Here is a 26,703-nt window from a genome sequence, read left to right as displayed (position 1 = left end):
GAAACCGGTTCCCCCTGCAACCCGTCCGGAAAGGCTCAGTCGCCTTCGCCGGGCTCGGGCGAGAAGTACTTTTCCAACTTGTTTTCGACGTTCTTGAACTCGTCGGCGTCGGCCGGCGAATCCTTCTTCGTGGTCAGGTTGGGCCACTCGGCCGAATATTTGGCGTTGAGTTCGAGCCACTGCTCGAGTCCGCTCTCGGTATCGGGCAGGATCGCTTCGGCCGGGCACTCAGGCTCGCAGACGCCGCAGTCGATGCACTCGCTGGGATTGATCACCAGCATGTTCTCGCCCTCGTAGAAGCAGTCCACCGGGCACACTTCCACGCAGTCCATGTACTTGCACTTGATGCAGGCGTCGACGACGACATACGTCATGGCTGCGAATTCCTCTTTTCAGACCTCGTTTCGATTGGCCGCTGCTATGGGATCACCGGGTACCCCGTCAAGCACTCTATAGCACGTGTGCGCCTCCGGGGCGGGTCCTCGACGTGTTGGCAGGGCAAGGATTTCTATCACCCGGACACCCTCCGCTGTAGGTACGGTGAGTACATCGCCGACAGAAACTTTCTGGTGGGCGCGTTCGACGCGCCTGCCGTTGATCCGCAAATGCCCGGCTTCGGCCATGGCCTGGGCCAGCGGGCGCGTCTTCGAAAGGCGCAGAAACCAGAGCAGCTTGTCGATCCTCAACGCACCCCCCGTATCTTGCGCGCCGGGCCCGTCATCAGCGCCCCCTGTCGGCCCCGATCAGTTCGCCAAGCGCTGCGAAGGCGCTGTCCGCGCGGACCGGCTGCACCCGCACTTCCTCGACCTGGCGCCGCGGCGGCCGCCAGCGCCAGCGCACCGGCGCGGGCGGCCCATGCGCGTCCTCGGCAAGCGGACGCGGCATCACGGGCTGGAATCCGGCCATACGCAGTAGCCGCGCATAGCTTGAGGTGGTCAGGCCCATGGAGACTGCACGCGCCGGATCGAGCGCGAAATCGCGCGAGGCGGAACCGGTGCCGCGCGCCTCATGGGCTTCGCGCAGCAGTTTCTCGGCCATGTCGAGCCGGATGAGTTGTTTGCCGAGATTGCGATAGCCGGGCGCGCGCTGGCGCTTGGCCGCGTCCATTGCGGGGGGCATCGCCGCATCGGGCTCACCACCGGGTGCCTGTTTGCCGGCGACCCGGGCGAGCTGGCGCCAGAGCGCGATCGGGCCTGGGCGCAGCATTGCGGGAAGGAAAAGATCGAGCGCGCCGACGCGCACGCCGATCCGCGCGAGCATGGTGCGGCGTCCCTTGTCGAGCCGGTCCACGCCGGTTTCTTCGCGCGCGGCCATGCCGCCGCGTTCGACCAGCGAGATCAGCAGTGCACGCAAGTCCGGGCCGGCTTCCTCCGAGCGACTCGCCTCGTCCAGCTTGCGCAGCGGGGCGAGCGGTTCCAGCGCGGTTTCGAGCCAGGCTTCCAGCGCGGCGACAAGCGCCTTGCGCGATGGCGCGGGAATCGCATCGAGCACGCGCTCAGGCACCAGCACCGGGGCGAGCAGCGAGCGTCCGGCAGTCAGGGTGGCGATCCGCTCGCCCTCCCAGCTGATCGCGCCGCCATCGAGCGTCAGCGGCGCGCCGCCTTCGTGGATCGCGGCAGCCAGCGCATCGGCGCGGGCCTGGAGCAAGGCGGGCAAGTGCCTTTCAGCGGCGGCCAGCAGCAGCTTGCGGTCGGTCAGGCGCGCGCCGGGATCGACCTGGAAGCCGAAACCGCGCAGCGAGCCGATGTGCTCGCCCTCCACCAGCACTTCCTCGTCTTCGAGACGGACCGAGAGCAGTCCGGCGTCGGGACCGAGTTTCTTCATGAGCACGGCAGTCCTGCGATTGATGAAACGTTCGGTAAGCTTGCCATGAAGCGCGTCGGAAAGCCGCGCTTCGACCGCCCGCGCGCGCGCCGCCATTTCATCGCGGGCGAGCACCCAGTCGGGGCGCTGGGCGATATAGGCCCATGAACGGATTGCGGCAATCCGGCCTTGCAGGGTGTCGATATCACCGCCGGTGCGGTCCAGCTGGGCGATCTGCTGCGCCATGTAGTCGGCACCCAGTTCGCCCTGCTTCAGGTCCTGCCAGAGCCGGGCAATGAAGCGTGCATGGGTTTCCGAGCCTTGCTGGCGGAAGTCCGGCAGACGGCAGACTTCCCAGAACCGGGCGATCTGCGCGCGTCCGTTCACGGTGCTGGCGATGTCCGGGTCTTCGGCAAGGCGCTTCAGCACCGCAAGGTCGATAGCCTCGGGCGCGGGGGCCAGTTCGGGGCGTTCCGGCGGGGCCTCGAGATCGGCAATCAGCGTGGCGATGCTGTCGAAGCGGGGTTCCGGATCGCGCCAGAACAGCTTGGTCAGCGGCGGGAAGCGATGCTCCTCGATCGCATAGACTTCTTCCGGCTCGAATTCGGAATCGTGCCCGCCCGATCCGGTCAGGGTGCCGAACGTGCCGTCCCGCTGGTGGCGTCCGGCCCGCCCGGCGATCTGCGCCATCTCTGCGGTGGTCAGGCGGCGGTGGCGGCGGCCGTCGAACTTGGAGAGTCCGGCGAAGGCGACGTGCTCGATATCGAGATTGAGGCCCATGCCGATGGCATCGGTGGCGACAAGATAATCGACTTCGCCCGACTGGTAGAGCGCGACCTGGGCATTGCGCGTCTGCGGGCTCAGCGCCCCCATGACCACGGCGGCGCCGCCCCGAAAGCGGCGCAGCATTTCGGCAATCGCGTAGACCTGCTCGGCCGAAAAAGCGACGATGGCGCTGCGCGGGGGAATGCGGCTGAGCTTCTTCGCGCCCGAATGGCTGAGCGTGGAAAAGCGGGGGCGGGAGACCACCTCGACGCCCGGCACCAGCGCTTTCACCAGCGGTTCGATCGTGGCCGAGCCCAGGATCATCGTCTCCTCGCGGCCGCGCGCGTGGAGCAGGCGGTCGGTGAAGACATGGCCGCGTTCGCGGTCGGCGGCGAGCTGGGCCTCGTCGATGGCGACGAAAGCGAGGCTGCGGTCGGTGACCGGCATCGCCTCCGCCGTGCACAGCAGGTAGCGGGCGTTCTTCGGCTCGATCCGCTCTTCGCCGGTGATCAGGGCGACGTTGTTCTCACCCTTTATCTTGCAGACGCGGTCATAGACCTCGCGCGCAAGCAGGCGCAGCGGGAAACCGATGGCGCCGCTGGAATGGGCACAAAGCCGCTCGATGGCGAGGTGGGTTTTGCCGGTGTTCGTCGGGCCGAGCACCGCCTTTACCCCGCTGGGAGCGTCGTATCGCGACGAGGCATGCGGCGCGTAAGGCATTACTCTTCCGATTTGGCATCCCGGCCACGCACCCGCAAGGCCCGGTTCGCCGAAAATCGGGGCAGTAATCCACAACGTTAGGCAGCAATTAACCTTGAACGGGCAGGACTCGTGCGCAGGGCCCCCGTTGGGGCCACGACTGGGGACTCGGGTCTGCCGCCGTTCGGAGCACTTCCGATGGTCGGCGGGGGTGGAAGAGGGACGGGCATCTGTTCAAGGATCTTGGACAAGGCGGGGGCATGGAGGCCGGCAACGGCGCGCAAGCCGCGGCGCTGTCGCATGCGCAAATGCTTGCCCCCGAGTCCGCGCCCGCACCGGTCAAGCCGTCCCTTCCCAACAGGCCGCGCCTGTCCGACCGGCTCTCCCGCTGGAAATGCGGAATCGAGCACTGGTGCGAGCGTGTGGAGATCGCTCCTGACCTTGCCTGCGATATCGGCAGCCGGCGCTGGCTGCGCGGGATGGCGACCATGCTTGGCCTGTCGGTGGCCGCTTTCGCTTTCTGGCCCGATTTCTCCGCGGTGGAGGCTGCGACTTCGCTGCCGCTTGCCGCGCGTGAGCGAGACGAGTTTCGCAGCCAGTCGATTGCCCCTCTGGCATTGGGCGCCGACTCCGGTCGCCATATGGGCGCGAGTCCGCTGGTTCGCCCGCTGGCCAGCGTGCCCGAGCGCCCGAGCGTGGATCTGGTGGCGACACTGGGGCAGGGCGACAGCTTCGCGCGGATGCTCGAACGCATCGGCGTGGGCGACGATGACGCCGCGCGGATCGGCGCGCTGGTCGGGCAGGCGGTGCCGCTTGGCGAGATCGCGCCCGGAACCCAGTTCGACGTGACGCTGGGTAACCGGCCTGCGCCGGGAGCGCCGCGCGCGCTGACCGCCATGGATTTTCGCGCGCGATTCGACCTCGATCTTGCGATTCAGCGTGGCGGCGGCGGGCTTTCGCTGGTGCGCCGCCCGATTCATGTCGACGAGACGCCGCTGCGCATTCGCGGCACTGTGGGGTCCAGCCTTTATCGCTCGGCGCGCAATGCCGGGGCGCCGGTCGCCGCGATTCAGGCCTATCTTCAGGCGGTCGACAAGTATCTCAGCCTCGAGAGCGACATCCGCCCGAACGACGAATTCGACATCGTCGTGGCCTATAAACGCTCGGCCAAGGGCGAGCGGGAGATCGGCAATCTGCTCTACGCGGGGCTCGAACACGAGGGCAGGGCGCGCCTCCAGCTTCTGCGCTGGGGCCAGGACGGCGACATGGTTGCCGCCTCCGGCCTTGCCGATTCCAGCGGCAGCAGCACGCCTGCAGGCATGCCGGTGGCCGGGCACATGACCTCACCTTACGGCATGCGCCGCCATCCGATCCTCGGCTATGTGCGGATGCACGCCGGTATCGACTTCGGCGCCGCCTATGGCTCGCCGATTTATGCCGTGGCTGACGGCACGGTGACATTCTCGGGCCGCCACGGCGGCCACGGCAATTACGTGCGCATCGAGCATGCGGGCGGCCTTGGCACCGGTTACGGCCACATGAGCCGGATCGCCGTCTCCGCCGGCAGCCACGTCCGCGCCGGGCAGGTGATCGGCTATGTCGGGTCCTCGGGGCTCTCGACTGGTCCGCATCTTCACTTCGAAGCCTATCGCGGCGGGCAGACGATCAACCCCGCCGGGCTGCGCTTCACATCGCGGCCGCAGATCGACGGCCGGGAAAAGAACGCCTTCGATGCGCGGATGAAGTCGCTGCTCAATGTTCAGCCCGGCGATGCGCTGGGCGCGATCGCTCCGGCAACCAATGCGCCGATCGGCGCGCAGCGCGAAATCGATCGGCTGGAGCCGAAAAACACCGTGAACTGAAGGGTTCGCTGTCGGCGATGCATGCCGCGCAAGCAGGCTTGCTCGCTTGGACAGTCCGTCCGATTGAACAGGCACGGCTTTTCCGGCAATCACCCGTGCCATGACTGGATCCTATCCCCACACCCGCCTGCGCCGCACGCGCGCCACGGTCTGGAGCCGTGCCATGCACCGCGAGACGGTGCTGACTCCCGCCGATCTCATCTGGCCGGTCTTCGTGACCGAAGGCACGGCGGTAGAACAGCCGATTTCCTCGCTGCCGGGCGTCTCGCGCTGGTCGGTCGACCTGCTTGTCCAGCGGGCCCGGGAAGCGGCCGATCTGGGCATTCCCTGCATCGCGCTGTTCCCCGATACCCAGCCCGAACGCCGCAGCGCCGACGGCGCCGAGGCGCTCAATCCCGACAATCTGATGTGCCGTGCTCTGCGCGCGATCCGCGACGAACTTGGCGATTCCATCGGCCTGCTCACCGATGTCGCGCTCGATCCCTATACCAGCCACGGGCAGGACGGCCTGCTGGACGACAAGGGCTACGTGCTCAACGACGAGACGCTGGAAGTGCTGGTCGGCCAGTCGCTGAATCAGGCGGCGGCGGGCGCCGATATCATCGCGCCTTCGGACATGATGGACGGCCGTATCGGCGCGATCCGCGACGCGCTGGAGGACGAAGGTCACATCAACGTCCAGATCATGAGCTATGCCGCCAAGTATGCTTCGGCCTTCTACGGCCCGTTCCGCGATGCGGTGAACACGCGCGGCCTGCTCAAGGGCGACAAGAAGACCTACCAGATGGACCCGGCCAACGCCGAGGAAGCGCTGCGTGAGGTGGAGATGGACCTGGCCGAAGGTGCGGACAGCGTCATGGTCAAGCCGGGCCTGCCGTACCTCGACATCGTGCGCCGGGTGAAGGAGACCTTCGAGGTTCCGGTCTTCGCCTATCAGGTCTCGGGCGAATACGCGATGATCGAGGCGGCGGTGGCGGCCGGTGCTGCGGAGCGGGATGCGATGGTGCTGGAAACGCTGCTCGCCTTCAAGCGCGCGGGCTGTTCGGGCGTGTTGACCTACCATGCCGTCCACGCAGCGCGTCTCTTGCAGAAATGATGTGATGACGGACTTTCTGCTGGAGACCGATCGGCTGGTATTGCGCGGTTGGACAGACGAAGACGCCACGCCGTTCCTGGCCATGTGCAGCGATCCGGCCGTGATGGAATTCCTCGGCCCGCTCGCCAGCGCCGCTCAGGTCGCGGAGATCATCGCGCGGCAGCAGGGTTTCCAGCGCGACTATGGGCATTGCTTTTGGGCCATCGAACGCAAGTCTGACGGGCAATTCCTCGGCTTCTGCGGCCTGAAGCCAGGGCCGGTCGGTACGCCGCTGGAAGGCCGTGTGGAGATCGGTTGGCGACTGGCGCGCGAGGCCTGGGGGCAGGGCTATGCGCGTGAATCGGCAGCGGCGAGCCTCGACTGGGGCTTCACCGTGTTCGGGGCGGATGCGATCCTGGCGATGACGGTGCTGGGCAACAGCCGGTCATGGGGATTGATGGAGCGATTGGGCATGACTCGCCGCCACGATCAGGATTTCGATCATCCCGCGCTTGCGCCTGAAGATCCCTTGCGGCCGCACATCGTCTATTCGATCACGCAGGCCGAATGGGCGGCGCAGGCGCGCTGACATCCGGGGGAGAGGAATGACCATGAATCGCACCGACATCACCGTGGCGGCCTTCAACGGCAAGGCGCCGCGAATTCACTCCAGCGCCTTTATCGCCCCCGGCTGCCGGATCATCGGCGATGTCGAGATCGGGCCGGATGTCAGCATCTGGTACAACTGCGTGATCCGCGCCGACGTGAACCGCGTCGTCATCGGCGCGCGGACCAATGTGCAGGACGGCACGGTGATTCACTGCGACAGCCCCAAGCCTTCGCGGCCCGAGGGCTATGCGACGCTGATCGGCGAGGACGTGTTGATCGGGCATATGGCGATGGTCCATGGCTCGACGCTGGAAGATCGCGCCTTCGTCGGTCTGGGGGCCATTGTCATGGATGGCAGCTATATCGAGTCCGACGGCATGCTGGCGGCCGGGGCCCAGCTTACCGGCAAGCGCATCGGTGCGCGGCAGCTGTGGATGGGCCGCCCGGCGAAATATCTGCGCGATCTCGATGACGAGACCATCGCGGCCAATCAGGCGGGCGTGAAAGGCTACGTCATCAATGGCCGTCTGCATGCCGAGGCGCTGGGCCTGAAAGGCTGATGGCAAAACCTAGGGCTGCGCTTCCGCCTGTCGAAGCGATCCGCGCGCTGGTGGATAGCGAACAGCGACTGGCCGTGCGCGTCACGCCCGGGGCGAAGGGGGAAGCGCTGGAGATTGCCGAAGGGCGTCTCCACGCGAAAGTGCGCGCCAAGCCGGAAGATGGCAAGGCTAACGAGGCCGTGCGCCAGCTTCTCGCTACTGCGCTGGATCTGGCGCCCTCACGAATCGAATTGTTGCGCGGCGCAACTTCGCGCGAGAAGCAGTTTCACGTGGATCTTTGATGTCCGTCCTGGAACGGTGAGGTGGCACTGCGAAGCGCTGACGGAGGGGGCTTGCATCCTTAGGTGTGGCTTTGATCCTTCGACAAGCTCAGGATGAGCGGGGTTGCTCGAGATGAGCGGGATTTCTCAAGAAGAGCGGGATCACTCGGGAGAGTGGGGCGCTGGGGATGAGCAAGGTCACACAGGATAAGTGAGGCGGTTGTCGCCAGCTCGGGAGAGGGTATTCAGCCCGGCTTTGCCATGCTCCGCGCCATGCGAGTCAGCGCGTCGGTCATGGCCTGGGCCACGTTGGCAGGTTCCGGTGCCACATCGGCCACCGCGCGGGCCATCGCCTCGGCCCATTGCATGGCGGTCGCGCGATCGATCGGGAAATTCTTGTGCAGGCTCATCATGCATTTGCCCGGATTGGCTTCGAACCAGTCGCGCGGACCGCCGGCCCAACCGGCCAGAAAGCGCGGCAGACTCTCGCGCATCGGACCGAGATCCTCGGCATGCATCGCCCGCAGTTCGGCGTAAGCCGGATCCCGCTCCATCAGGTCGTAGAAGCGATTGGCGATCGCCGCGAACACGGGCGCGCCGCCGAGCAGGTCGTGCGGTGTTGCGGCGGGGGAGTTGTCGGTGGTCACGAATAGAATCTCTCAGACACGCAGATGGGGACGTCGATGGAATAGTCCATCGGTTCCACGTGGAACTTGATTCCGATCAATCGCGGATCATCGCCTGCAGTGTTGCTATGCGGTCAGCCTCGTGCGCGGGCTTGTCGGCGCGGATGCGGTGGATGCGGGGGAAGCGCATGGCAAGGCCGGACTTGTGGCGCTTGCTTGCGTGGACGGAATCGAAAGCCACTTCGAGCACCAGCGATTTGTCGGTTTCGCGCACCGGGCCGAAGCGGTTGACCGTGTGATTGCGGACATAGCGGTCCAGCCACTTCAGTTCCTCGTCGGTGAAGCCGAAATAGGCCTTTCCCACCGGAAGGAGTTCCGCGCCTGAATCCGGATCGCCGTCCCAGCAGCCGAACGTATAGTCCGAATAGAACGAACTGCGCTTGCCGCTGCCGCGCTGGGCATACATCAGCACGCAGTCGATCAGCAGCGGATCGCGCTTCCACTTGTACCAGAGCCCGGTCTTGCGCCCGGCGACATAGGGACTGTCACGCCGCTTCAGCATGACGCCTTCGATGGCATCCTCTCGCGCGCGTTCGCGGATCGCGGCGAGTTCCGCGAAATCGGCTGCAGGAATCACCGCGCTGAGATCGAAACGCTCCGGATCGAGTCGGGCAATCAGTTCCTCCAGCCGTGCGCGGCGGTCGCTCCAGGGCAGGGGGCGCAGATCCTCGCCCTCCAGAATCAGGACGTCGTAGAGTCGGACGAAGGCGGGATAGTCCGCCAGCATCTTCTTCGACACCGTCTTGCGCCCGAGCCGCTGCTGCAAGGCATTGAAACTTGCCGCCCCGCCTTCCTCACGGCCCTGATGGGCGCCGCGCACCAGCAATTCGCCATCGAGCACGGCATCAATGTGAAGCGCTTCGGCGATTTCGGGGAAGCTTCCGGAGATATCGTCGCCCGACCGCGAATAGACTCGCGTTTCGCCGTTTACGTGAACGACCTGGACGCGGATGCCGTCCCATTTCCATTCGGCGGCATAGCCCGCAAGGTCGATTTCCGCAGCCTCCAGTGGATGCGCGAGCATGAAGGGACGAAACAGCGGCAGGTGCTCGGCCGAGGGTGGCGCGGCACCGTGCGCGGCCCAACCGAACAGCGCGGCATAGGGGGCGGACTGGCCGTGCCAGTGCTCTTCCACGTCCTCCACGGACACGTCGAACGCCAATGCGAAGGCGGTCTTGGCCAGTCTGGCCGAAATGCCGATCCGCATCGCGCCGGTCGCGAGCTTGAGCAGGGCGTAGCGCTCTTCGGCGTCGAGCCGGTCGAGCAGCCGGGGCAGTTCCATCATGACGTTGGCGCGAGTCATGCGCGATAGCGTGTCGACCGCCTCGCTCACGGTGGGTGGATCTTCGGCGATATCCGGACCGGGCCAGAGCAGGCTCGCGGTCTCCGCCGTGTCGCCGACATAATCGCGGCTGAGTGCCCAGAGCACCGGATCGACGCGCTCGGTCATCAGATTGCGGATGGTGGCGCTTTTCACCGCCGGAAAGTCGAGTCCGTCGGTCAGCGCCGCCAGCGCCCAGCCGCGATCGGGATCGGGGGTTTCGCGCAAGTAGTCCGCCAGCAGCTTGAGCTTGGCATTGCGGCTGCGGGTATAGACCAGCGCGTCGAGCAGGGCGGCGAAGCGTCTCATGGGCGGATCGGCTTGGGGCGATAACTTCGGTTATCGGCCCCGAAACAGCCCAAGCCCTGAAAACCTCGTCGTCCCCGCGAAGGCGGGGATCCCGCTTTTCTTGCGGCGTAGCGAAAAGGCAGCGGGGCCCCCGCCTTCGCGGGGGCGACGGGATATTGCGGGAGAGGAAGTGCGGGATGGGAGTGCATCTGCGCCATCTCAATCATCCTCGTCCTCATAACCCACCAGCGCCAATGCGCGCGCCCTGCGCTGATTTAGCTCGCACCAGCGCATCATGGCATCCTCACGCCCGTGGGTGATCCATGTCTCGGCCGGATTCACCTCGGTTATGGTCCGGGTGAGTTCGTCCCAATCCGCATGATCGGAGATGACGAGCGGTAGCTCGACCATCCGCTGGCGGGCGCGCTGGCGGACGCGCATCCAGCCGGAGGCCATGGCGGTGATCGGGTCCGGCAGGCGACGACTCCAGCGGTCATTGAGCGCCGAAGGCGGCGCGATCACGATCTGCCCGGCGAGTTCCGGCGTCTTGACGTCACTCACCAGCCGCAAGTCGCCAAGGTCGATCCCGAAGCGGGCGTAGAGGCGGCACATCGCCTCCATCGCCCCATGGAGGTAGATCGGTGCGGCATGCCCCGCGCGGCGCAGTTCCGCGATCAGGCGCTGCGCCTTGCCCAGCGCATAGGCGCCGACAAGCACGCAGCGTTCCGGATTGGCGGCAAGAGTAGAGAGCAGCTTGGCAATCTCGTGCTCGACGGGCGGATGGCGGAACACCGGAAGCGCAAAGGTCGCCTCGGTGACGAGCACGTCGCAAGGCACCACCTCGAAAGGCGCGCAGGTGGGATCGGGGCGGCGCTTGAAATCGCCGGTGACGACGACGCGCTCGCCCGCGTGTTCGAGCAGGATCTGCGCCGATCCCAGCACGTGTCCGGCGGGAAAGAACGTGGCCGAGACATCGCCCGGCAGGCGCAGCGTCTCGCCATAAAGTACCGGCCGGGCGCCTTCGCTGGTGGCATAGCGCAGTTCCATGATCGCCAGCGTCTCCGGCGTCGCTACGGTCACGCCGTGACCACCGCGCGCGTGATCGGAATGGCCATGCGTCACCAGCGCATGGGCAACGGGGATCGAGGGATCGATCCAGCAATCGGCCGGGGCGATGTGGATGCCCTCGGGCTCCGGTCTGATCCAGGCGAAATCACGGGCCATGAATGGAAAAATGGGGCGGGAACCGCGTGGTTCCCACCCCATTTTCTCTTGAGTGCAGCAGCGCCGTCTCAGTCGTCGGTGTTGGGTTCCGGCTGGGTGCCGGGCTTCTTGACCGTCTTCTTCACGGCGGGCTTCTTCTTGGCCTTGACCACCTTGGGAGCGGCGGGGGCCAGTTCGAAGTTCAGCCCGTCTTCCTTGACCGAAACATGGACTTCGCCGCCGTAGGCCAGCTTGCCGAACAGCAGCTCTTCCGCCAGCGGCTGCTTGACCTTCTCCTGGATGACACGGGCCATCGGCCGCGCCCCGTAGAGCTTGTCGTAGCCGCGATGGCCCAGCCATTCGCGCGCGTCGGAGTCGAACTGGATGTGGACGTTCTGGTCCGCCAGCTGGAGTTCCAGCTGAAGAATGAACTTGTCCACCACCCGGCTGATCGTTTCCTTGGCGAGATAGGCGAAGGGCACGATGGCATCGAGACGGTTGCGGAACTCGGGGCTGAACATCTGCTTCACCGCCTCGTCCCCGGCATCCGCCTTGGACGTGTCACCGAAACCGATGCCCTGCTTGGCCATGTCCGACGCGCCCGCATTGGTGGTCATGATCAGGACCACGTTGCGGAAGTCCACGGTCTTGCCGTGGTGGTCGGTCAGCTTGCCGTTGTCCATCACCTGCAGGAGGATGTTGAACAGATCGGGGTGCGCCTTTTCGATTTCGTCGAGAAGGAGCACGCAGTGTGGCTGCTGGTCCACCGCATCGGTGAGCAGACCGCCCTGATCGAAGCCGACGTAGCCCGGAGGGGCGCCGATCAGACGGCTGACCGAGTGACGCTCCATATATTCGGACATGTCGAAGCGCTGGATCGGGATGCCCATGATCGAGGCGAGCTGCTTGGCAACCTCGGTCTTGCCGACGCCGGTGGGGCCGGAGAACAGGAACGAGCCGATCGGCTTGTCCGGATCACGCAGGCCCGCGCGGCTGAGCTTCATCGCGGTGGAAAGCACCTCGATGGCCTTGTCCTGACCGAAGACCACGCGCTTCAGATCGCGCTCGAGGTTTTCGAGCGCCTTCTTGTCATCCGAGCTGACCGACTTGGGCGGGATGCGCGCCATCGTCGCGATCACCTGCTCGATTTCGCGCGCGGTGATCGTCTTCTTGCGGCGGCTGGGGGGCACCAGCATCTGCATCGCGCCCACTTCGTCGATCACGTCGATCGCCTTGTCAGGCAGCTTGCGGTCATTGATGTAGCGCGCCGAAAGCTCGACCGCGGTCTTGATCGCATCCGGCGTGTACTTGACCTTGTGGTGTTCCTCGAAGGCCGTGCGCAGGCCGCGCAGGATCTTGATCGTGTCTTCCACGGTGGGTTCGTTCACGTCGATCTTCTGGAACCGGCGCAGCAGCGCGCGGTCCTTCTCGAAGTGGTTGCGGAACTCCTTGTAGGTGGTCGAACCGATGCAACGGATCGTGCCGCCCGACAGTGCGGGCTTCAGCAGGTTCGAAGCGTCCATCGCGCCGCCGCTGGTGGCGCCGGCGCCGATCACTGTGTGGATCTCGTCGATGAACAGGATCGCGTGCGGCATCTTCTCCAGTTCGGAGACGACCTGCTTCAGGCGTTCCTCGAAGTCACCGCGATAACGCGTGCCCGCTAGCAGGCTGCCCATGTCGAGCGAGTAGATCACCGCTTCGGAAAGCACCTCGGGCACTTCGCCTTCGACGATCTTGCGCGCCAGACCTTCGGCGATGGCGGTCTTGCCGACGCCGGGATCGCCCACGTAAAGCGGGTTGTTCTTCGAACGGCGGCAGAGGATCTGGATCGTGCGGTCCACTTCGGGGCCGCGACCGATCAGCGGATCAACCTTGCCCAGCAGCGCCTTCTCATTGAGATTGACGGTGAACTGGTCGAGCGCGGAATCCTTCTTGTTGGCGCTCTTGGTCTCGGCCTTCTCTTCGGGAGTCGGCGCCTGGTCTTCGCTGCCCTTGGGGGCGCGATCCTCGACGCGCTTGCCGCCCTTGCCGATGCCGTGGCTGATGTAGCTGACGGCGTCGAGGCGGCTCATGTCCTGCTGTTGCAGGAAGTAGACCGCGTAGGAATCGCGCTCGGAGAACAGGGCAACCAGCACGTTGGCACCGGTTACGGTGTCCTTGCCGGAGGACTGGACATGCAGGATTGCTCGCTGGATCACGCGCTGGAAGCCGGCGGTGGGGGCGGGATCGCCCTTTTCCTCGGTCTTCAGCGACTGGTATTCCTGGTCGAGGTATTGGCGCACGACGTCACCGAGGTCGCCAAGGTCCACTCCGCATGCCTGCATGACCTGTGCCGCGTCCGGATCATCGATCAGGGCGAGCAGCAGGTGCTCGAGCGTTGCGTACTCATGGCTGCGCTCTGAAGCGTGCGAGAGCGCGGCGTGAAGGGTCTTTTCTAGGCTTTGCGCGAAGCTGGGCATCTAGGAAACTTTCATGTGGGAGTGGGACTCTCCTTGGGGGAAAGCTTGGGGCGGAGGAGCTTGAGGCAAGATAAGGAATGTTCGGTTTCGGGTTTCCTGCTCCATATAGGCATGCTCGCGACGGTTGCGAGATGTTCGCCGGGGCGAGGGGTGAAGCTCGCGCCCGTCATGGCGTCTTGGGCCTGAACAGGGCATCGGCCGCGAGCATGTGTGCCTGGGCCGCGCGGCGATGCGCGCGGATCCGTTCGATTTCTGCTTCGAGGAGGGCGATGCGTGCGCCGAGTTCGTCCAGCGAATAGCGCTCCAGGCTTTCGCTGGCGAGAAGGCTGGCGGCTCCGAGTTCTACCTCGGGCGACCGCCGCCGCGGTCGATCATCATCGTCCATTGCATTGCAGCATCGGACCGGAGATGCTTGCTGTCAATGGTCTCAAAACATGTTCCCTTGTATAGTGGGTCTGTGGCAACAGGATGCCTATGTTAGTTAACGCAGTGAAACAGATGACCGCGATCGGCTTCGATGCGCCGGGTGGTCCTGATGTGCTCAAGCCCGTCACTTTGCCGGTTCCCGTGCCGGGGCCGGGCGAAGTTCTGGTCAAGGTTGCCTATGCGGGCGTTAACCGCCCCGATGTGGTACAGCGTCAGGGCAAATACCCGCCGCCGCCGGGCGCCTCGCCGATTCCCGGCCTCGAAATCTCGGGGCAGGTCGCCGCGCTGGGGCAGGGGGTGACCGAGTTTTTGCCCGGCCAGTCGGTCTGCGCGCTCGTCAGTGGCGGCGGCTATGCCGAATATTGCCTGGCCAAGGCGGTGCATTGCCTGCCGGTGCCCGAAGGCCTTGGGCTGGATGAAGCAGCGGCGCTTCCCGAGACGCTTTTCACCGTCTGGCACAACGTGTTCGAGCGGGGCTATGCCCGCGATGGCGAGACGATGCTGGTCCACGGCGGCACCAGCGGGATCGGCACGATGGCGGCCATGCTCGGCCGGCATTTCGGGCTGACGGTAATCGTGACCTGTGGATCGCCCGAAAAGTGCGCTCGCGCGCTGGAGATCGGCGCGGCCCATGCGATCGACTACAAGACCAGCGATTTCGTCGAGGAAGTGGCGCGAATCACCGATGGCAAGGGTGTCGACCTCGTTCTGGACATGGTGGGCGGCGACTATGTCGCGCGCAATCTGAAGTGCCTCGCTGTAGACGGCCGGCATGTGACGATCGCGGTGCAGGGCGGCACCCGGGCCGAAATCAACATGGCCGTGGTCATGACCCGTCGCTACACCCTCACCGGATCGACCCTGCGCCCGCGCTCGGATGCGTTCAAGGGACTGTTGGCGCAGGAAATTCTCGCCAATGCCTGGCCGCTGGTCGAGGACGGCGAACTGCGCCCGGTGATGGATGCCTGCTTCCCGCTGGCAGAGGCCGCTGCGGCCCATGCGCGGATGGAGGCGGGCGATCATGTCGGCAAGATCGTGCTGGAGATCTGACCCGGGCTGCCGTCCGCAAGTCGCGTTCGGAAGATGCGCTGCCACGTAGTTTCGTGACGCGGTTGAGCAAATCCAGACTCGTCCCCCTGATGGTTTTGCCAAGTCGTTTCAAAATCACGCAGGATGGAATTGCCAAAATCAAGGCTTGTGCTTGCCGAAGCCGCAAAGTTTCCCTAAATCGGAGCCGTACGGCCGCTCCGCGAAGGGGCGGCCCTTATTGTTTCCGCCGGAGATAGAGACATGAGCCAGCCCACTCCGCTGATGCCGCACGCGACCGCCTCGTGGCTGGTCGACACGACAGCGTTGACCTTTGAGCAGATTGCCGAGTTCTGCGGCCTGCACATGCTCGAAGTGCAGGCGATGGCCGACGATCTGGCATCCGCCAAGTATACCGGCCGCGATCCGGTCCGCTCGGGAGAGCTGACCATGGAAGAGATCGAGAAGGGTCAGGCAAATCCCGAGTACAAGCTCAGGATGCACCGCGCCCCGGTAACCGTGAGCCGTACCAAGGGCCCGCGTTACACCCCGGTCTCGAAGCGTCAGGACAAGCCCGACGGTATTGCGTGGATTCTGCGCAATCACCCCGAGGTTTCGGACGCGCAGATCGGCAAGCTGATCGGCACCACGCGCAACACCATCGCCGCGATCCGCGATCGTTCGCACTGGAACATCGCCAACATCACGCCGAAGGATCCGGTCACGCTGGGCCTGTGCTCGCAGCGTGAACTCGATTTCATCGTCTTCAAGGCCGCCAAGAAGGCTGGCATCGAGGACGACGGCCTGAGCGATGAGCGTCTGGTCGACGATCGCGAAGCGCTGATCGAGGAACTGCGCGCCGAACGCGAAGCCGCCTCGCGCGCCGCTTCGGAAGCCGCGCAGGAAGCCGAAGTGGCCGCCTGGCTCCAGGCCAAGCGCGCTGCCGAGGCTGCGGGGGATCAGGGCGAATAATCGTCCCTTCGCCTTCCACGCGAAGAAATACAAAAAGCCCCGTGACGATGCGTTCGTCACGGGGCTTTTTGTTTGTGCGGGTGGTGGAGGGATATGCCGGGCGTAGGCCTACGCCAGATTGCAAAATCAAACCTCGTCGTCCCCGCGAAGGCGGGGACCCCGCTTTTCTTACGAGGTAGCGAAAAGGCAGCGGGGCCCCCGCCTTCGCGGGGGCGACGTCTGAGTTGCTCCACCACGCGCGCGGTGATGAACGAACGCTCGGGGGAATGACGGGGCTTTTCGCAGAGGAAGGGCAATGAACCGGTCTGAACCCATGCCCCCACTCAAACGCCGAATATCACTCCGCCGGAACCAGCTCGCTCTCGTCAGTGAGCTGGGCGATGGCAGGCGGAATCTGCCCGCCGTTCGGGTTGAGCCGGCCTTCGAGGCGGGCGCCCTGTTCGATGGTGAGCGCGTCGTAGGAAACGTCGCCCTCAATGCGCGCGGTGCGCAGGATCACGACTTCGCGTGCGGAGATGCTGCCCCGCACGAAACCGGCAATGCGCACGGTCTCGGCGCTGATCGCGCCCGCGATCTCGCTGGCATCGCCCTGGACGAGCGATTTGCAGGAAATGTCACCGGTAACGCGGCCGTCGATATGGAGATCGACAGAAGCCACGATGTTGCCGGTAATGGCAGTATCGGTGCCGAGCACCGAAAAGCTCGTGGAGCCGGTGCGGGCAGTTGTGCTGGAAAAGGTCTTGGCCATAGCGTTATCGGGCTTCTTGCTGAACATTTCGGGCGGCCTCTAGGAAGGTGCGCGGATTGACGGGCCGGTTGTTGATTCGCACCTCGAAGTGGAGGTGGGGGCCCGTGGAGCGGCCGGTCGAGCCCATTGCGGCGATGCGGGTACCGCCGTCGACGAGTTGGCCGGGATGGACGCTAAAGCCCGAAAGATGGCCGTAACGAGTCATCAAACCATTGCCGTGGCTGATCTCTACACAGTTGCCGTAACCCTGGCGCTGGCCGACGAAAGTCACGCGGCCTTTGGCGGCGGCGTAGATCGGCGAACCCATCGGGCCGGGGAAGTCGAGTCCGGCGTGGAACGCAGCGCCGCCGGTGAAGGGGTCTGCGCGGTAACCGAAGCTGGAGGAAACGTAAGCGACGTGCGCGGGGCTGACCTGCGGGATCGAGGCGAGGCCGTTTTCCAGCGCGTCCATGCGGGCAAGGCTCTGGCCAAGACGCTGGAAGCGCGGGTCGATCGAACCATCGGCCGCCGTGGAGAGCTTTTCGAGCGGGCCACCCTCGCCGCCGCGATTGCCGGCAGCGATAGAGTTGGGATTGAGTCCGAGCTTGCGGATCGTGTCGGCGGTAGAGGCGGCGCGGCGGTCGGCATAACGGGTCAGGCGTTCAACGAAGGCGAGCTGTTCGGCTTCCACCCCGGCGAGCTTGCCGGCCTCGGGCACCGCGACGCTGACTTTCTTGACGGTTCCGGCGGTTTCGGCGCTGCTGTCGGCCCCGGTTTCGCCGGGCTTGGCGTCTTCCGGCAGATCGCCGATGTGCGCTTCGACCATGGTCTCGATGAACTTCTGGCGGCGCGCAAGATCGGCCACGGTGCCGTCGAGATTATTGCGATACTGCTGTACGCGGCTCTCGGCAGTGGCGACATTGGCTTCGCGCATGCGCAGCATGGCATGCTCGCTGGTCGAGCTGAACTGCGAGACGGCGACCGCGCCCATCGACACGCACCAAGCGCCCAGCAGCGTGGCGCAGGCGCCAGCGGCCACTTTCTGCATTCTCGACGAAATGCGGATGAAGCGGACCTGTCCCTGCGAGCGCATGATGAATTCGCGTTCGGGAAAAGCCGCCTGGAGACGCGATTTGAGGGTCTCGGCAGAGATGAACTTCAAAACGACCCCGCTTGGAAAGCTTGTTCTTGACCCCGGGCGGCGGGCTAGCAGGGGAGGGGGGCAAAGGCGAATCGACTCGCCCCGAATGGTTGCAAAAACGGGATGAGACGGACCGCGGTTGCGATGAATTGAGGGAACGGTTGCGCATTTGCGGCAAACCGTTTTCCAGAATTAACCTCGATTCGCGGCTCTATCCTGTTGAATTCGCGCAAAAGTACCAGAGATTCGCAAAATTTCCCTGTGGATGACTGACAGGCGACGATTGCATGACATGCATCGGTCGGCCGCATCGGTGACAGGTTCGCGCAACGGTGCTACGCCGCCTCCATGACCGAGCAGACCACGCTTGCCGCCCAAGAGGTTGTCGAGGCTCCCGAGGCGCTTGTCGCCCGGTTGGCCCACGCAGGCCGCGCCGCCCAGCGCGACCTTGCGAAGATGAGCGATGCGCAGAAGGCAGACGCCCTGCGCGCCGCCGCTTCCGCACTGCGCGGCGCCGCGCCAGCGATTCTTTCCGCCAATGCGATCGATGTTGCCGCCGGGGAGGCCAAGGGCCTGACCGGCGCGATGCTCGACCGTCTGCGGCTCGATTCCGCAAGGCTTGCCGGTATCGCCGATGCCGTGGAGCAAGTGGCGGGGCTCGCCGATCCGGTCGGCGAAGTGATTTCGACGAGCGAGCGTCCCAACGGCCTCAAGCTTTCGCGCGTGCGCATTCCGATCGGGCTGATCGGCATCATTTACGAAAGCCGTCCCAACGTCACCGCCGATGCCGCCGCGCTCTGCTTGCGTTCGGGCAATGCGGCGCTGCTGCGCGGGGGCACCGAAGCACTTCATTCGAACCGGGCGATCCTTGACGCCATGACGTCAGGCCTTGTCGCGGCGGGCATGCCCGAAGCGGCGATTCAGCTCATGCCCACGCAGGACCGCGCGGCGGTCGGCGCCATGCTGACGGCAGCCGGGCTGATCGACATGATCGTGCCGCGCGGGGGCAAGAGCCTTGTCGCGCGCGTTCAGGCCGATGCGCGGGTACCGGTGCTCGCGCACCTCGACGGCATCTGCCACACTTATATCCACGCCGCCGCCGATCCGGAGATGGCGGTGGGCCTTGCGCTCAATGCCAAGATGCGCCGCACCGGCATTTGCGGCGCGATGGAGACGCTGCTGCTCGATACGCAGTTCTCCGCTTCGGGCGCGGTAGTGCGCAAGCTGCTTGACGCAGGCTGCGAATTGCGCGGCGATGCCCGTGCGCAGGCACTCGATCCGCGCATTCTCCCGGCGAGCGACGAGGATTGGGATACCGAGTACCTCGATGCGGTCCTTTCGGTCGCAGTGGTGGACGGCCTCGATGCCGCGCTCGAGCATATTGCCGCGCATTCGTCGCATCACACCGACGTGATCGTCACCGAGGATGCTGCGGCGGCGGAGCGCTTCCTGGCGGAAGTGGACAGCGCCATCGTCATGGTCAACGCATCGAGCCAGTTTGCCGATGGCGGCGAATTCGGGCTCGGCGCCGAGATCGGCATTGCCACCGGCCGTCTTCACGCACGCGGGCCGGTCGCGCTTGAAGGGCTGACGACATACAAGTGGGTCGTGCGCGGCACCGGGCAGGCCCGGCCCTGAGCAGCATTTTCTCGACCGAGGTGTCCCATCGGCGCGTCGGCCCCGTTACCGGGCTGCTGGGCGGCAGCTTCAATCCGGCGCATGGCGGGCACCGGCGGATCAGCCTTTTTGCAGCCGAGGCGCTGGGGCTCGACGAGGTCTGGTGGCTGGTCTCTCCCGGCAATCCGCTCAAGCCCAAGGCCGGCATGGCACCGCTTGCCGCCCGCGTCGCCTCGGCAGCGAAGCAGGCGCGCCGGACGCGAATCCGGGCGACCGCGATCGAGCGCGAACTGGGCACCCGCTACACGGTCGACAGCCTGCGCGCACTGCTGCGGCGCTACCCCCGGCGGCGCTTCGTGTGGTTGATGGGGGCCGATAATCTGGCCCAGTTCCACCAGTGGAAAGACTGGCGCGCCATCGCGAGACTCATGCCGATTGCGGTAATTGCCCGTCCGGGGTATGATGGCTCTGCCTTCGCGAGCCCCGCGATGGCCTGGTTGGGGAGATTCCGGAGGCCCCAGCACAGTCTTCGCAGTCCGGAAAGGTGGAGCGCACCCGCGCTGGTGACATTGCGATTCGACCCCGATGAGCGGTCGGCCACGGCGATCCGCCAGGCCGATCCGGAGTGGGACCGAAAGTCCATGGAAAGACTTTCGCGCGCCGGCTTTCTTCGGGATGGTGTCACGCACCACCGTATCCCCGGACATGCAGCGTGAGTGGGGCATTTTGCCTTTCTTTCGCACGTCCGCATATCGAAAGTGAGATCGAAGGTGGCAGGATCCCCGGATCCTGCCCTGACGGTCGTGAGAAAGGAGCAGTACCCCACTAGATGCCACAGGCACAGATACAGCCGGCCGAAACCGGCGCCAAGCCCCCGGCCATTGTCGAGTCCGACGACCCGCAATTGGCCCTCGTCCTGCAAAGCCTTGACGACGATCAGGCGCAGGACCTTGTCACCATCGACCTCGAAGGCAAGTCGAGCATCGCCGATTTCATGGTGATCGCTTCGGGCCGTTCGACCCGCCAGGTGGCGGCGATGGCACAAAAACTCGGCGAACGACTCAAACAGGGTGGCTTCGGTCATGCCCGCATCGAAGGTCTGCCCGCAGCGGACTGGGTGCTGGTGGACGCCGGCAGCGTTGTCATTCACCTGTTCCGCCCGGAAGTGCGCAGCTTCTATAACCTTGAACGCATGTGGGGCTTTGACGGTCCTTCCGGCGCCGCCTGAGGTTTAGACAGGGCCTGATGGGATAAGCCCGGCCGCGACGCGTGGCCGGGCCCTGAAACGGCAAGATGGCGCATCTCCATGCGCCACCGGGGCTTGCGCGCTCCGCACCGGGGGACGATGCTGGAGGAATGCTTCTCCACATCATCGCCCGCGGCAAGATCGCCCGCTCGCCCGAGGCCGAGCTGCTTGACCGCTATGCCAAGCGCCTCACCTGGCCTTTCAGGCACACCGAACTGCCCGATACCGGCGGCAAAGTGCCGCCGCCCTCGCTTACGCCTTTCCGCGAAGTCCTGCTGGACGAACGCGGCAAGGTGATGAGTTCCGAGGAATTCGCCGAACTTCTCGGCCGCTGGCGCGATGAGGGCGTGCGCGAGTGCCGCTTCCTGATCGGCGCGGCGGACGGCCACGGCGACGAGGCCCGCGCCCGGGCCGACCATCTTCTCTGCTTCGGCCGGATGACCTGGCCGCATCTGCTGGCCCGCGCGATGCTGGCCGAGCAGTTGTGGCGGGCGACCGCCATTCTGGCGGGGCATCCATACCATCGGTCCGGGTGAGGGGAGGAGCTTCGGTTGCGTGCTGGCCACGATCGATCTGACGGCGCATAAGCCCTCAATGCCTGCGATTTCCGGTCCCGGCCTTTGGGCGCTTTGCATGTCTGCCGTCAGCATGACGGCGATCGTTGGCCTGCGCTATCTCGGTACTTCGGGACTCTTCGCGTGGATCACCGCGCGGGTGCGGCCCGGACTCTATTCGGGCATGCAGGGGCAGGTTCGCGCCGAGATCCGCTGGTCGCTGCTGTCGAGCGCGATCTACGGAATCCCGGCGGGCGTGGCCGCCTGGGGCTGGCAGGCACATGGATGGACGCGGGTCTACACCGATCCGCGCGCCTTTCCGCTCTGGTGGATGCCGCTTTCACTGCTCGTCTACCTCTTCCTCCACGACACCTGGTTTTACTGGACTCACCGCTGGATGCACCGCCCGCGCGTGTTTCGGCTGATGCATGCCGTCCACCATGCAAGCCGCCCGCCGACGGCATGGGCGGCGATGAGCTTCCATCCGCTGGAAGCGGTGACCGGCGCGGTAGTCATCCCGGCACTGGTCTTCGTCGTGCCGATTCACGTCGGCATGCTGGGGCTGGTGCTGACGATCATGACGGTGATGGGAATCGCCAATCACATGGGTTGGGAAATGTTCCCGCGCCGGCTCGTCACTTCGCGGCTGGGGCACTGGCTGATCACGGCGAGTCACCACCATCGCCATCACGAGCACTATCGCTGCAACTACGGGCTCTATTTCCGCTTCTGGGATCACCTTTGCGGCACCGATCGCGGCATCGCCACGCCGTGAAAGCAGGCCGGGCGGTTGCCGATCAGGCGCTTGCGGCTTAACGCGGTAGCGTGACCAAGCAGCAGGATATCGTTGAGGAACTGATCGAAGACGTCGTTGACGCGGCGACCTCGGGGCTGGTCCCGCGCCCCGCGCACGGCACATTCTCGCCGTTCCGCTATCCGGTGTTCCGCGCGATCTGGATCGCCAACTTGTTCTCGAACCTCGGCTCGACCCTTCAGAGCGTGGGGGCGGCCTGGCTGATGACCGAGCTGACCACGTCGCACAAACTGGTTGCGCTGGTGCAGGCCTCGGCAACTGTGCCCATCATGTTTCTGGGCGTCTTCGCCGGGGCTATCGCCGACAATTACGACCGCCGCATGGTCATGCTCATCTCGCAAGTGGGCATGCTGGTGGTCTCGGCGCTGCTGGCGGTGCTGACTTATGCCGGGTGGATGACGCCATACCTGCTGCTGAGCTTCACGTTCGGCGTGGGGACGGGCACAGCGCTCAATTCGCCCGCGTGGCAGGCCTCGGTGCGGCAACAGGTCGATCCCGAGCAATTGCCGCAGGCGATCGCGCTCAATTCGATCTCGTTCAACATCGCGCGCTCGGTTGGCCCGGCACTGGGCGGGCTCCTGATCTCGATCTGGAATCCGGCTTTCGCATTCGCGATCAATGCGGTGAGCTATATCGGTCTGATCGTCGTGCTGCTCTGGTGGCGGCCCGAGGCGCGGACCATCAATGCCCGCCCGATCCTGCCCGCCGTCGGCGCCGGGATTGCCTTTTGCGCGCGGTCCGTGCCGCTACGGCGAATCCTGATCCGGGGCTTTGGGCTGGGCTTCTGCCTTGCGACTTTCCAGTCGCTGCTTCCGGGGGTGGTGAACACCTCGATCCACGGTAGCGAGGTCGATTATGGAATCATGCTCGGCCTGTTCGGCATCGGCTCGATTCTGGCGGCGCCGTCGATCGGCCCGATTCGCCGTCGGCTGGGGCTGGAGGGCATTCTCGCACTGGGGGCGTCGCTCTACATCGTGGCGCTGCTGATTGCTGCGGCGGGGCATACGCTGGTGGCGGTCATGCCCAGCGCTTTCCTGGCCGGGGTGAGCTGGGTGCTGATTCTCACCACCATCAACACCGCCGTACAGATGCGCTCGCCCGATGAGGTGCTGGGCCGCTGCCTGTCGATCTATCAGGCGGTGACGTTCGGCGGCATGGCGATGGGCGCCGGGACATGGGGCACGCTGGCGGACTGGAAGGGGCTGCCGTTCGCGCTGCACGGTGGGGCGGTGCTGCTTTTCGTCTCCTTCGTCGTGCTGCGATTCATCGCGCCGATGCCGCGCCCGGGAGAGGGCGTGCTGCGCCCGCGCTGACTACTCGCGCGGCCAGGGATATCGCTACGCGGCATTTCCTGCCGCGCTTTAAAGAATGATTCACCACGATGGATCACAATCGGAACCACTGAAATGGGGTTTTCCGACGATGGATACGTTGCGCGGCGAGTTCACCACCCGGGATGGGCCGGATAGTGGCTATGATTCGGACGACAGCATCGGCGGGCATGAGACCCGCTCGTCTTTCGCCATGGGCGACGAACGGCGCATGCAGGTGCGCGCCTATAACTTCTGGGCCAGCCTGCTGGGGGACCGCCAGTTCCCCGACATTGCCGACCTGAGGCCGGACGAACACCCCGATTTCGGCCCTCACGGCGTCCTGCTCGACTTTTCCGGCGGGATCGACGATCCCCGGATCGCATGGCTCGGCGCCGCACTGGCCGAGGAATGCGGCGCGCAGGGTGAAATCGGCAGTCTGGGGCAAGTGCCCAGCCGCTCGCTGCTCTCGCGCATTACCGACCATTACATGCAGATTCTCGCCAACGAGGCGCCGATCGGATTCGAGGCGGAATTCGTCAATCTGCGCGGGGCGACAGTGCTCTATCGTGGCATCCTGCTGCCTTTCGCGCGGGATCCTTCGCGGATCGAGTGGATCTACGGCGTCATCAACTGGAAGGAGATCGCCGATCAGGCGAGCACCGACGCGCTGATGCGGCAGGTGGACGATATGCTCGTCGCACGTTCGCCGCTGCCGCGCGATCCGCTGCCGCTCGGCGGCTGGGCCGATGGCCCGGCCGAAATCGCGGGTGCGGGCGGGGCCCTGCCCGATGTGGCCTTTGGCGAGGGTGAGGTTTTCGGCGGCTCGCGCGATGGCGAGTTCGTGCTCGATGACACCTTTATGCTCGGCGAACCGGGCATGCTTGATGAATCCGGCGAACTGGATATCCTCGAACTCACCGCCGACATGGAACTGGCCGATTGGCTGGCCTCCGCGCGCGAACTGGCGCAGGCGGCGGTGGGGGCCGAGGATCGCTCCCGTCAGGCGCTCTATGCGGCGATTGGCCGCGCCTACGACTTCGTGCTGGCGGCCTCCGACGCGCCCGATGAACTTGCCGAATTGCTGGAAGATGCGGGCCTCAAGGTGCAGGACCGTGCGCCGCTGGTGCCGCTCATGAAGCTCGTGTTCGGCGCCGACTATGACAAGACCCGCCTGACCGAATTCGCCGGAGTCATTGCCCATGCCCAGCGGCTGGGGCTCGGACGGGGCGATCTGACGCCGTTCCTGGCCGCGCAACCGGGCGGCATCAAGGCCGTCGTCCGCGACGAACGCCGCCTGCGACGCGAGGAGAGCGACCGTGCCGCACAGGGCGAGACGCGCCATGATCGCATGGTGCGTGGCCTGCGCGCGCTATCGCCCAAGGCACTGAGCGAAGTGGGCAAGGACAGCGAATTCACCATCCTCGTTGCCCGCCGCGACGAACGTGGCGAGGTGGTGCTGCTGGGCGAAGTCAGCGATGACGACACGCTGCTCGACCGCGCCGCGCGCCGTCTGCTGGAATGAACATGCAAAAAGAGCGGCAACTGCGAGGTTGCCGCCCTTTTGTATGTGGAGAGTTTTAATAGGTGGACGGCGGATCGCTGGCGGGGAAGCTCTCGTCGATCGCCTCGTCGGTCTTCGACCACTTCTTCGGCTTGGTTGTCATGTTTTCGGGGCCCGCATCGCGTACCGGCGGGCAAGCGGTTCCGTTGCCGGCGGTGGCCGCCAGCGGTTCTTCCTGGTCCCGGGTTGCGTACTTATAGAGCGCGTAGCCGGCGGCACCGGCGACGGCCAACTTGATCAGTCCCATCGGTCCTGCTCCTCTTTGGGGGACGTGTCCCCACCAGGCCCCCGGTGTCAGCATGGAATTGCCATTCCGGGGGTGTTCCACGTGAAGCAACGCAGGACGCTGGGCGCGGTTGCCTCAGTCGCCGCCGATCCGTTCGATCTGCGCGCCGACCAGAGCGAGCTTTTCCTCAAGCCGCTCATAACCGCGATCGAGGTGATAGAGCCGGTGGACTTGCGTCTCGCCTTCGGCCGCGAGGCCGGCGATCACCAGACTCATCGAAGCGCGCAAGTCGGTCGCCATGACTTCGGCACCCGTCAGCTTCGGCACGCCGTGGACGATCGCGGTGCGGCCCTTGGTCTCGATATGCGCGCTCATGCGATTGAGTTCGGGAACGTGCATATAGCGGTTCTCGAAGATCGTTTCGGTCAGCACGCTGGAGCCCTCGGCGCGGCAGAGCAGGGCCATGAGCTGGGCCTGCATGTCGGTGGCGAAACCGGGGTAGGGCGCGGTCGAGAGGGTGACGGGCTTCAGCGGACCATCGGCGGCGACGTGGAGGCCTCCGGCGGTCTGCTCGACATGGACGCCGGCGTCGCGCAGAGCCTGCACGGTCGCTTCCATGTCCTCGATCTTGGCGCCCTTGAGCGTGACTTCACCGCCGGTGATCGCGGCCGCGCAGGCATAGGAGCCCGCTTCGATACGATCGGGCATGACCATGTAGGTCGCGCCGTGGAGGCGCTTCACGCCGTGGATGGTGAGGTCGGAAGTGCCGATGCCCTCGATCTGCGCGCCCATCGCGACGAGTAGGTTGCACAAGTCGACGATTTCCGGCTCGCGCGCGGCATTGTGGAGCGTCGAGGTGCCGGTGCAGAGCACGGCGGCCATCAGCGCGTTCTCGGTCGCGCCGACCGAGACCACCGGGAAGGAATAGCGCCCGCCGGGCATGCCGCCATCTGGCGCAATGGCGCGGACATAGCCCGCCGCCATCTCGATCTGGGCGCCGAGCGCTTCGAGCGCCTTCAGGTGCAGGTCGATCGGACGATTGCCGATGGCGCAGCCGCCGGGCAGCGAGACGGTGGCCTCACCCATGCGCGCCAGCATCGGGCCGAGCACGAGGATCGAGGCGCGCATCTTGCGCACGAGGTCGTAAGGCGCGACCGAGCTGGTGATGCGCGTCGCCTGAAGCGTCATCACGCGGCCGAAATCTTCCGGGCGGTTGCCGGCGATCATCGTCGAGATGCCGAATTGGTTCATCAGGTGCTGGAACCCGTCGATGTCCGCCAGACGCGGCAGATTGCGCAGCGTCAGCGGTTCTTCGGTCAGCAGGGCGCAGGGCAGCAGGGTCAGCGCCGCGTTCTTCGCGCCCGAAACAGGAATCGTGCCGGAAAGGCGCTTGCCGCCTTCGATGATGATCTTGTCCATTTCCCGTCCTTTAGCGGGATTTGGGCCCGCAGCAAGCACACCTCGGCAGTTCCGGAGCAGATCGGCGATGG

Annotated in this window: 26 protein-coding genes; 14 read left to right on the top strand and 12 right to left on the bottom strand. The window is 65.4% G+C overall.

Features of this window, described 5'->3' with window-relative positions:
• Positions 1-35: 35 nt before the first annotated feature.
• The 3 genes from fdxA to EDF56_RS11740 are packed head-to-tail and all read right to left on the bottom strand — an operon-like array spanning position 36 to position 3,288.
• Positions 36-374, bottom strand: coding sequence for a ferredoxin FdxA (gene fdxA / locus EDF56_RS11750; protein ID WP_132387592.1), 339 nt, complete (start codon positions 372-374; stop codon positions 36-38).
• Positions 375-392: 18 nt separating this feature from the next.
• Positions 393-686: an RNA-binding S4 domain-containing protein gene (locus EDF56_RS11745; protein WP_132387590.1), complete on the bottom strand. Its 294-nt coding sequence runs from the start codon at positions 684-686 to the stop codon at positions 393-395.
• A gap of 34 nt (positions 687-720) precedes the next feature.
• On the bottom strand, positions 721-3,288 hold the full coding sequence (locus tag EDF56_RS11740) for a helicase-related protein (RefSeq protein WP_132387588.1): 2,568 nt from the start codon (positions 3,286-3,288) through the stop codon (positions 721-723).
• 239 nt (positions 3,289-3,527) lie between these two features.
• Between EDF56_RS11740 and EDF56_RS11735 the strand changes: the two genes are divergently transcribed.
• From EDF56_RS11735 to EDF56_RS11715, 5 genes are all read left to right on the top strand, one after another.
• Positions 3,528-5,129 (top strand): M23 family metallopeptidase, encoded by a 1,602-nt coding sequence (locus EDF56_RS11735; RefSeq protein WP_132387586.1) that lies wholly within the window; start codon positions 3,528-3,530, stop codon positions 5,127-5,129.
• A gap of 100 nt (positions 5,130-5,229) precedes the next feature.
• Positions 5,230-6,225, top strand: coding sequence for a porphobilinogen synthase (gene hemB / locus EDF56_RS11730; protein ID WP_132387584.1), 996 nt, complete (start codon positions 5,230-5,232; stop codon positions 6,223-6,225).
• 4 nt (positions 6,226-6,229) lie between these two features.
• Positions 6,230-6,793, top strand: a complete 564-nt coding sequence (locus EDF56_RS11725; RefSeq protein ID WP_243652555.1) for a GNAT family N-acetyltransferase — start codon at positions 6,230-6,232, stop codon at positions 6,791-6,793.
• 16 nt (positions 6,794-6,809) lie between these two features.
• Positions 6,810-7,373, top strand: a complete 564-nt coding sequence (locus EDF56_RS11720) for a gamma carbonic anhydrase family protein (RefSeq protein WP_132387582.1) — start codon at positions 6,810-6,812, stop codon at positions 7,371-7,373.
• The gene (locus tag EDF56_RS11715) at positions 7,373-7,654 is read left to right on the top strand and encodes a DUF167 domain-containing protein (protein ID WP_132387580.1); all 282 of its coding nucleotides are present in this window, start codon (positions 7,373-7,375) and stop codon (positions 7,652-7,654) included. The genes EDF56_RS11720 and EDF56_RS11715 overlap by 1 nt, the downstream gene beginning before the upstream one ends.
• Before the next feature lie 224 nt (positions 7,655-7,878).
• Here the strand turns inward: EDF56_RS11715 and EDF56_RS11710 are convergent, their stop codons facing one another.
• The 5 genes from EDF56_RS11710 to EDF56_RS11690 all read right to left on the bottom strand — a co-directional run bounded on the left by EDF56_RS11710 (position 7,879) and on the right by EDF56_RS11690 (position 13,975).
• A complete protein-coding gene (locus EDF56_RS11710; protein ID WP_132387578.1) occupies positions 7,879-8,280 on the bottom strand; it encodes a group II truncated hemoglobin in 402 nt (133 codons plus the stop codon).
• A 76-nt stretch (positions 8,281-8,356) separates the two neighbouring features.
• Positions 8,357-9,949, bottom strand: a complete 1,593-nt coding sequence (locus tag EDF56_RS11705; RefSeq protein WP_132387576.1) for a cisplatin damage response ATP-dependent DNA ligase — start codon at positions 9,947-9,949, stop codon at positions 8,357-8,359.
• Between the two features lie 198 nt (positions 9,950-10,147).
• Positions 10,148-11,152 carry a ligase-associated DNA damage response exonuclease gene (locus tag EDF56_RS11700; protein ID WP_132387574.1) on the bottom strand — a complete coding sequence of 335 codons (1,005 nt, stop codon included), beginning with the start codon at positions 11,150-11,152 and terminating at the stop codon, positions 10,148-10,150.
• Between the two features lie 68 nt (positions 11,153-11,220).
• Positions 11,221-13,590 (bottom strand): ATP-dependent Clp protease ATP-binding subunit ClpA, encoded by a 2,370-nt coding sequence (gene clpA / locus EDF56_RS11695; protein WP_132387572.1) that lies wholly within the window; start codon positions 13,588-13,590, stop codon positions 11,221-11,223.
• 166 nt (positions 13,591-13,756) lie between these two features.
• Positions 13,757-13,975 carry a DUF1192 domain-containing protein gene (locus EDF56_RS11690; RefSeq protein WP_132387570.1) on the bottom strand — a complete coding sequence of 73 codons (219 nt, stop codon included), beginning with the start codon at positions 13,973-13,975 and terminating at the stop codon, positions 13,757-13,759.
• Between the two features lie 113 nt (positions 13,976-14,088).
• On the opposite strand from EDF56_RS11690, the gene EDF56_RS11685 reads away from it, so the two are divergent.
• Together EDF56_RS11685 and EDF56_RS11680 are read left to right on the top strand one after the other, a co-directional pair.
• Entirely contained in the window at positions 14,089-15,066 is a 978-nt protein-coding gene (locus EDF56_RS11685) for an NAD(P)H-quinone oxidoreductase (RefSeq protein WP_207904703.1), read from the top strand.
• A 240-nt stretch (positions 15,067-15,306) separates the two neighbouring features.
• The gene (locus EDF56_RS11680; RefSeq protein WP_132387566.1) at positions 15,307-16,014 is read left to right on the top strand and encodes a DUF1013 domain-containing protein; all 708 of its coding nucleotides are present in this window, start codon (positions 15,307-15,309) and stop codon (positions 16,012-16,014) included.
• Positions 16,015-16,351: 337 nt separating this feature from the next.
• Here the strand turns inward: EDF56_RS11680 and EDF56_RS11675 are convergent, their stop codons facing one another.
• Positions 16,352-16,762, bottom strand: a complete 411-nt coding sequence (locus tag EDF56_RS11675; protein WP_132388525.1) for a polymer-forming cytoskeletal protein — start codon at positions 16,760-16,762, stop codon at positions 16,352-16,354.
• Positions 16,763-16,766: 4 nt separating this feature from the next.
• Positions 16,767-17,894: a M23 family metallopeptidase gene (locus tag EDF56_RS11670; RefSeq protein ID WP_279389715.1), complete on the bottom strand. Its 1,128-nt coding sequence runs from the start codon at positions 17,892-17,894 to the stop codon at positions 16,767-16,769.
• A 336-nt stretch (positions 17,895-18,230) separates the two neighbouring features.
• Here EDF56_RS11670 and EDF56_RS11665 point away from each other — a divergent pair, with 336 nt between their 5' ends.
• From EDF56_RS11665 to EDF56_RS11635, 7 genes are all read left to right on the top strand, one after another.
• Positions 18,231-19,520 carry a glutamate-5-semialdehyde dehydrogenase gene (locus EDF56_RS11665; protein WP_132387564.1) on the top strand — a complete coding sequence of 430 codons (1,290 nt, stop codon included), beginning with the start codon at positions 18,231-18,233 and terminating at the stop codon, positions 19,518-19,520.
• Positions 19,521-19,540: 20 nt separating this feature from the next.
• Positions 19,541-20,215, top strand: a complete 675-nt coding sequence (locus tag EDF56_RS11660; RefSeq protein ID WP_243652554.1) for a nicotinate-nucleotide adenylyltransferase — start codon at positions 19,541-19,543, stop codon at positions 20,213-20,215.
• Between the two features lie 113 nt (positions 20,216-20,328).
• Positions 20,329-20,727, top strand: a complete 399-nt coding sequence (gene rsfS, locus EDF56_RS11655) for a ribosome silencing factor (protein WP_207904688.1) — start codon at positions 20,329-20,331, stop codon at positions 20,725-20,727.
• Between the two features lie 128 nt (positions 20,728-20,855).
• Positions 20,856-21,281 (top strand): 23S rRNA (pseudouridine(1915)-N(3))-methyltransferase RlmH, encoded by a 426-nt coding sequence (locus EDF56_RS11650; RefSeq protein ID WP_132387560.1) that lies wholly within the window; start codon positions 20,856-20,858, stop codon positions 21,279-21,281.
• 97 nt (positions 21,282-21,378) lie between these two features.
• On the top strand, positions 21,379-22,074 hold the full coding sequence (locus EDF56_RS11645; protein WP_243652553.1) for a sterol desaturase family protein: 696 nt from the start codon (positions 21,379-21,381) through the stop codon (positions 22,072-22,074).
• A 50-nt stretch (positions 22,075-22,124) separates the two neighbouring features.
• A complete protein-coding gene (locus EDF56_RS11640) occupies positions 22,125-23,426 on the top strand; it encodes an MFS transporter (protein WP_132387558.1) in 1,302 nt (433 codons plus the stop codon).
• Between the two features lie 109 nt (positions 23,427-23,535).
• Positions 23,536-24,948 (top strand): hypothetical protein, encoded by a 1,413-nt coding sequence (locus EDF56_RS11635; RefSeq protein ID WP_132387556.1) that lies wholly within the window; start codon positions 23,536-23,538, stop codon positions 24,946-24,948.
• 55 nt (positions 24,949-25,003) lie between these two features.
• On the opposite strand, the gene EDF56_RS11630 is transcribed toward EDF56_RS11635, so the two are convergent.
• Positions 25,004-25,234, bottom strand: a complete 231-nt coding sequence (locus EDF56_RS11630; protein ID WP_132387554.1) for a hypothetical protein — start codon at positions 25,232-25,234, stop codon at positions 25,004-25,006.
• A 114-nt stretch (positions 25,235-25,348) separates the two neighbouring features.
• Complete coding sequence (murA, locus tag EDF56_RS11625) at positions 25,349-26,632, bottom strand: UDP-N-acetylglucosamine 1-carboxyvinyltransferase (protein WP_132387552.1); 1,284 nt, start codon at positions 26,630-26,632, stop codon at positions 25,349-25,351.
• Between the last annotated feature and the right edge of the window lie 71 nt (positions 26,633-26,703).

Origin of the sequence: Novosphingobium sp. PhB165 (assembly GCF_004341845.1) — a bacterium.
Taxonomy (GTDB): Bacteria; Pseudomonadota; Alphaproteobacteria; order Sphingomonadales; family Sphingomonadaceae; genus Novosphingobium.
The sequence above is the reverse complement of the archived record's forward strand: the minus strand, read 5'-3'. Positions and strand labels throughout refer to the sequence as shown.

Excerpts from the sequence above, each read along its gene's own strand:
- EDF56_RS11735 (WP_132387586.1), top strand. The coding sequence starts at position 3,528 with ATGGAGGCCGGCAACGGCGCGCAAGCCGCGGCGCTGTCGCATGCGCAA.
- EDF56_RS11685 (WP_207904703.1), top strand. The coding sequence starts at position 14,089 with ATGACCGCGATCGGCTTCGATGCGCCGGGTGGTCCTGATGTGCTCAAG.
- EDF56_RS11720 (WP_132387582.1), top strand. The coding sequence starts at position 6,810 with ATGACCATGAATCGCACCGACATCACCGTGGCGGCCTTCAACGGCAAG.
- EDF56_RS11630 (WP_132387554.1), bottom strand. The coding sequence starts at position 25,234 with ATGGGACTGATCAAGTTGGCCGTCGCCGGTGCCGCCGGCTACGCGCTC.
- clpA (WP_132387572.1), bottom strand. The coding sequence starts at position 13,590 with ATGCCCAGCTTCGCGCAAAGCCTAGAAAAGACCCTTCACGCCGCGCTC.
- EDF56_RS11650 (WP_132387560.1), top strand. The coding sequence starts at position 20,856 with ATGCTTCTCCACATCATCGCCCGCGGCAAGATCGCCCGCTCGCCCGAG.
- EDF56_RS11675 (WP_132388525.1), bottom strand. The coding sequence starts at position 16,762 with ATGGCCAAGACCTTTTCCAGCACAACTGCCCGCACCGGCTCCACGAGC.
- EDF56_RS11700 (WP_132387574.1), bottom strand. The coding sequence starts at position 11,152 with ATGGCCCGTGATTTCGCCTGGATCAGACCGGAGCCCGAGGGCATCCAC.
- EDF56_RS11635 (WP_132387556.1), top strand. The coding sequence starts at position 23,536 with ATGGATACGTTGCGCGGCGAGTTCACCACCCGGGATGGGCCGGATAGT.
- EDF56_RS11665 (WP_132387564.1), top strand. The coding sequence starts at position 18,231 with ATGACCGAGCAGACCACGCTTGCCGCCCAAGAGGTTGTCGAGGCTCCC.
- EDF56_RS11690 (WP_132387570.1), bottom strand. The coding sequence starts at position 13,975 with ATGGACGATGATGATCGACCGCGGCGGCGGTCGCCCGAGGTAGAACTC.
- hemB (WP_132387584.1), top strand. The coding sequence starts at position 5,230 with ATGACTGGATCCTATCCCCACACCCGCCTGCGCCGCACGCGCGCCACG.
- fdxA (WP_132387592.1), bottom strand. The coding sequence starts at position 374 with ATGACGTATGTCGTCGTCGACGCCTGCATCAAGTGCAAGTACATGGAC.
- EDF56_RS11740 (WP_132387588.1), bottom strand. The coding sequence starts at position 3,288 with ATGCCTTACGCGCCGCATGCCTCGTCGCGATACGACGCTCCCAGCGGG.
- rsfS (WP_207904688.1), top strand. The coding sequence starts at position 20,329 with ATGCCACAGGCACAGATACAGCCGGCCGAAACCGGCGCCAAGCCCCCG.
- EDF56_RS11715 (WP_132387580.1), top strand. The coding sequence starts at position 7,373 with ATGGCAAAACCTAGGGCTGCGCTTCCGCCTGTCGAAGCGATCCGCGCG.
- EDF56_RS11725 (WP_243652555.1), top strand. The coding sequence starts at position 6,230 with ATGACGGACTTTCTGCTGGAGACCGATCGGCTGGTATTGCGCGGTTGG.
- murA (WP_132387552.1), bottom strand. The coding sequence starts at position 26,632 with ATGGACAAGATCATCATCGAAGGCGGCAAGCGCCTTTCCGGCACGATT.
- EDF56_RS11705 (WP_132387576.1), bottom strand. The coding sequence starts at position 9,949 with ATGAGACGCTTCGCCGCCCTGCTCGACGCGCTGGTCTATACCCGCAGC.
- EDF56_RS11680 (WP_132387566.1), top strand. The coding sequence starts at position 15,307 with ATGAGCCAGCCCACTCCGCTGATGCCGCACGCGACCGCCTCGTGGCTG.
- EDF56_RS11645 (WP_243652553.1), top strand. The coding sequence starts at position 21,379 with ATGTCTGCCGTCAGCATGACGGCGATCGTTGGCCTGCGCTATCTCGGT.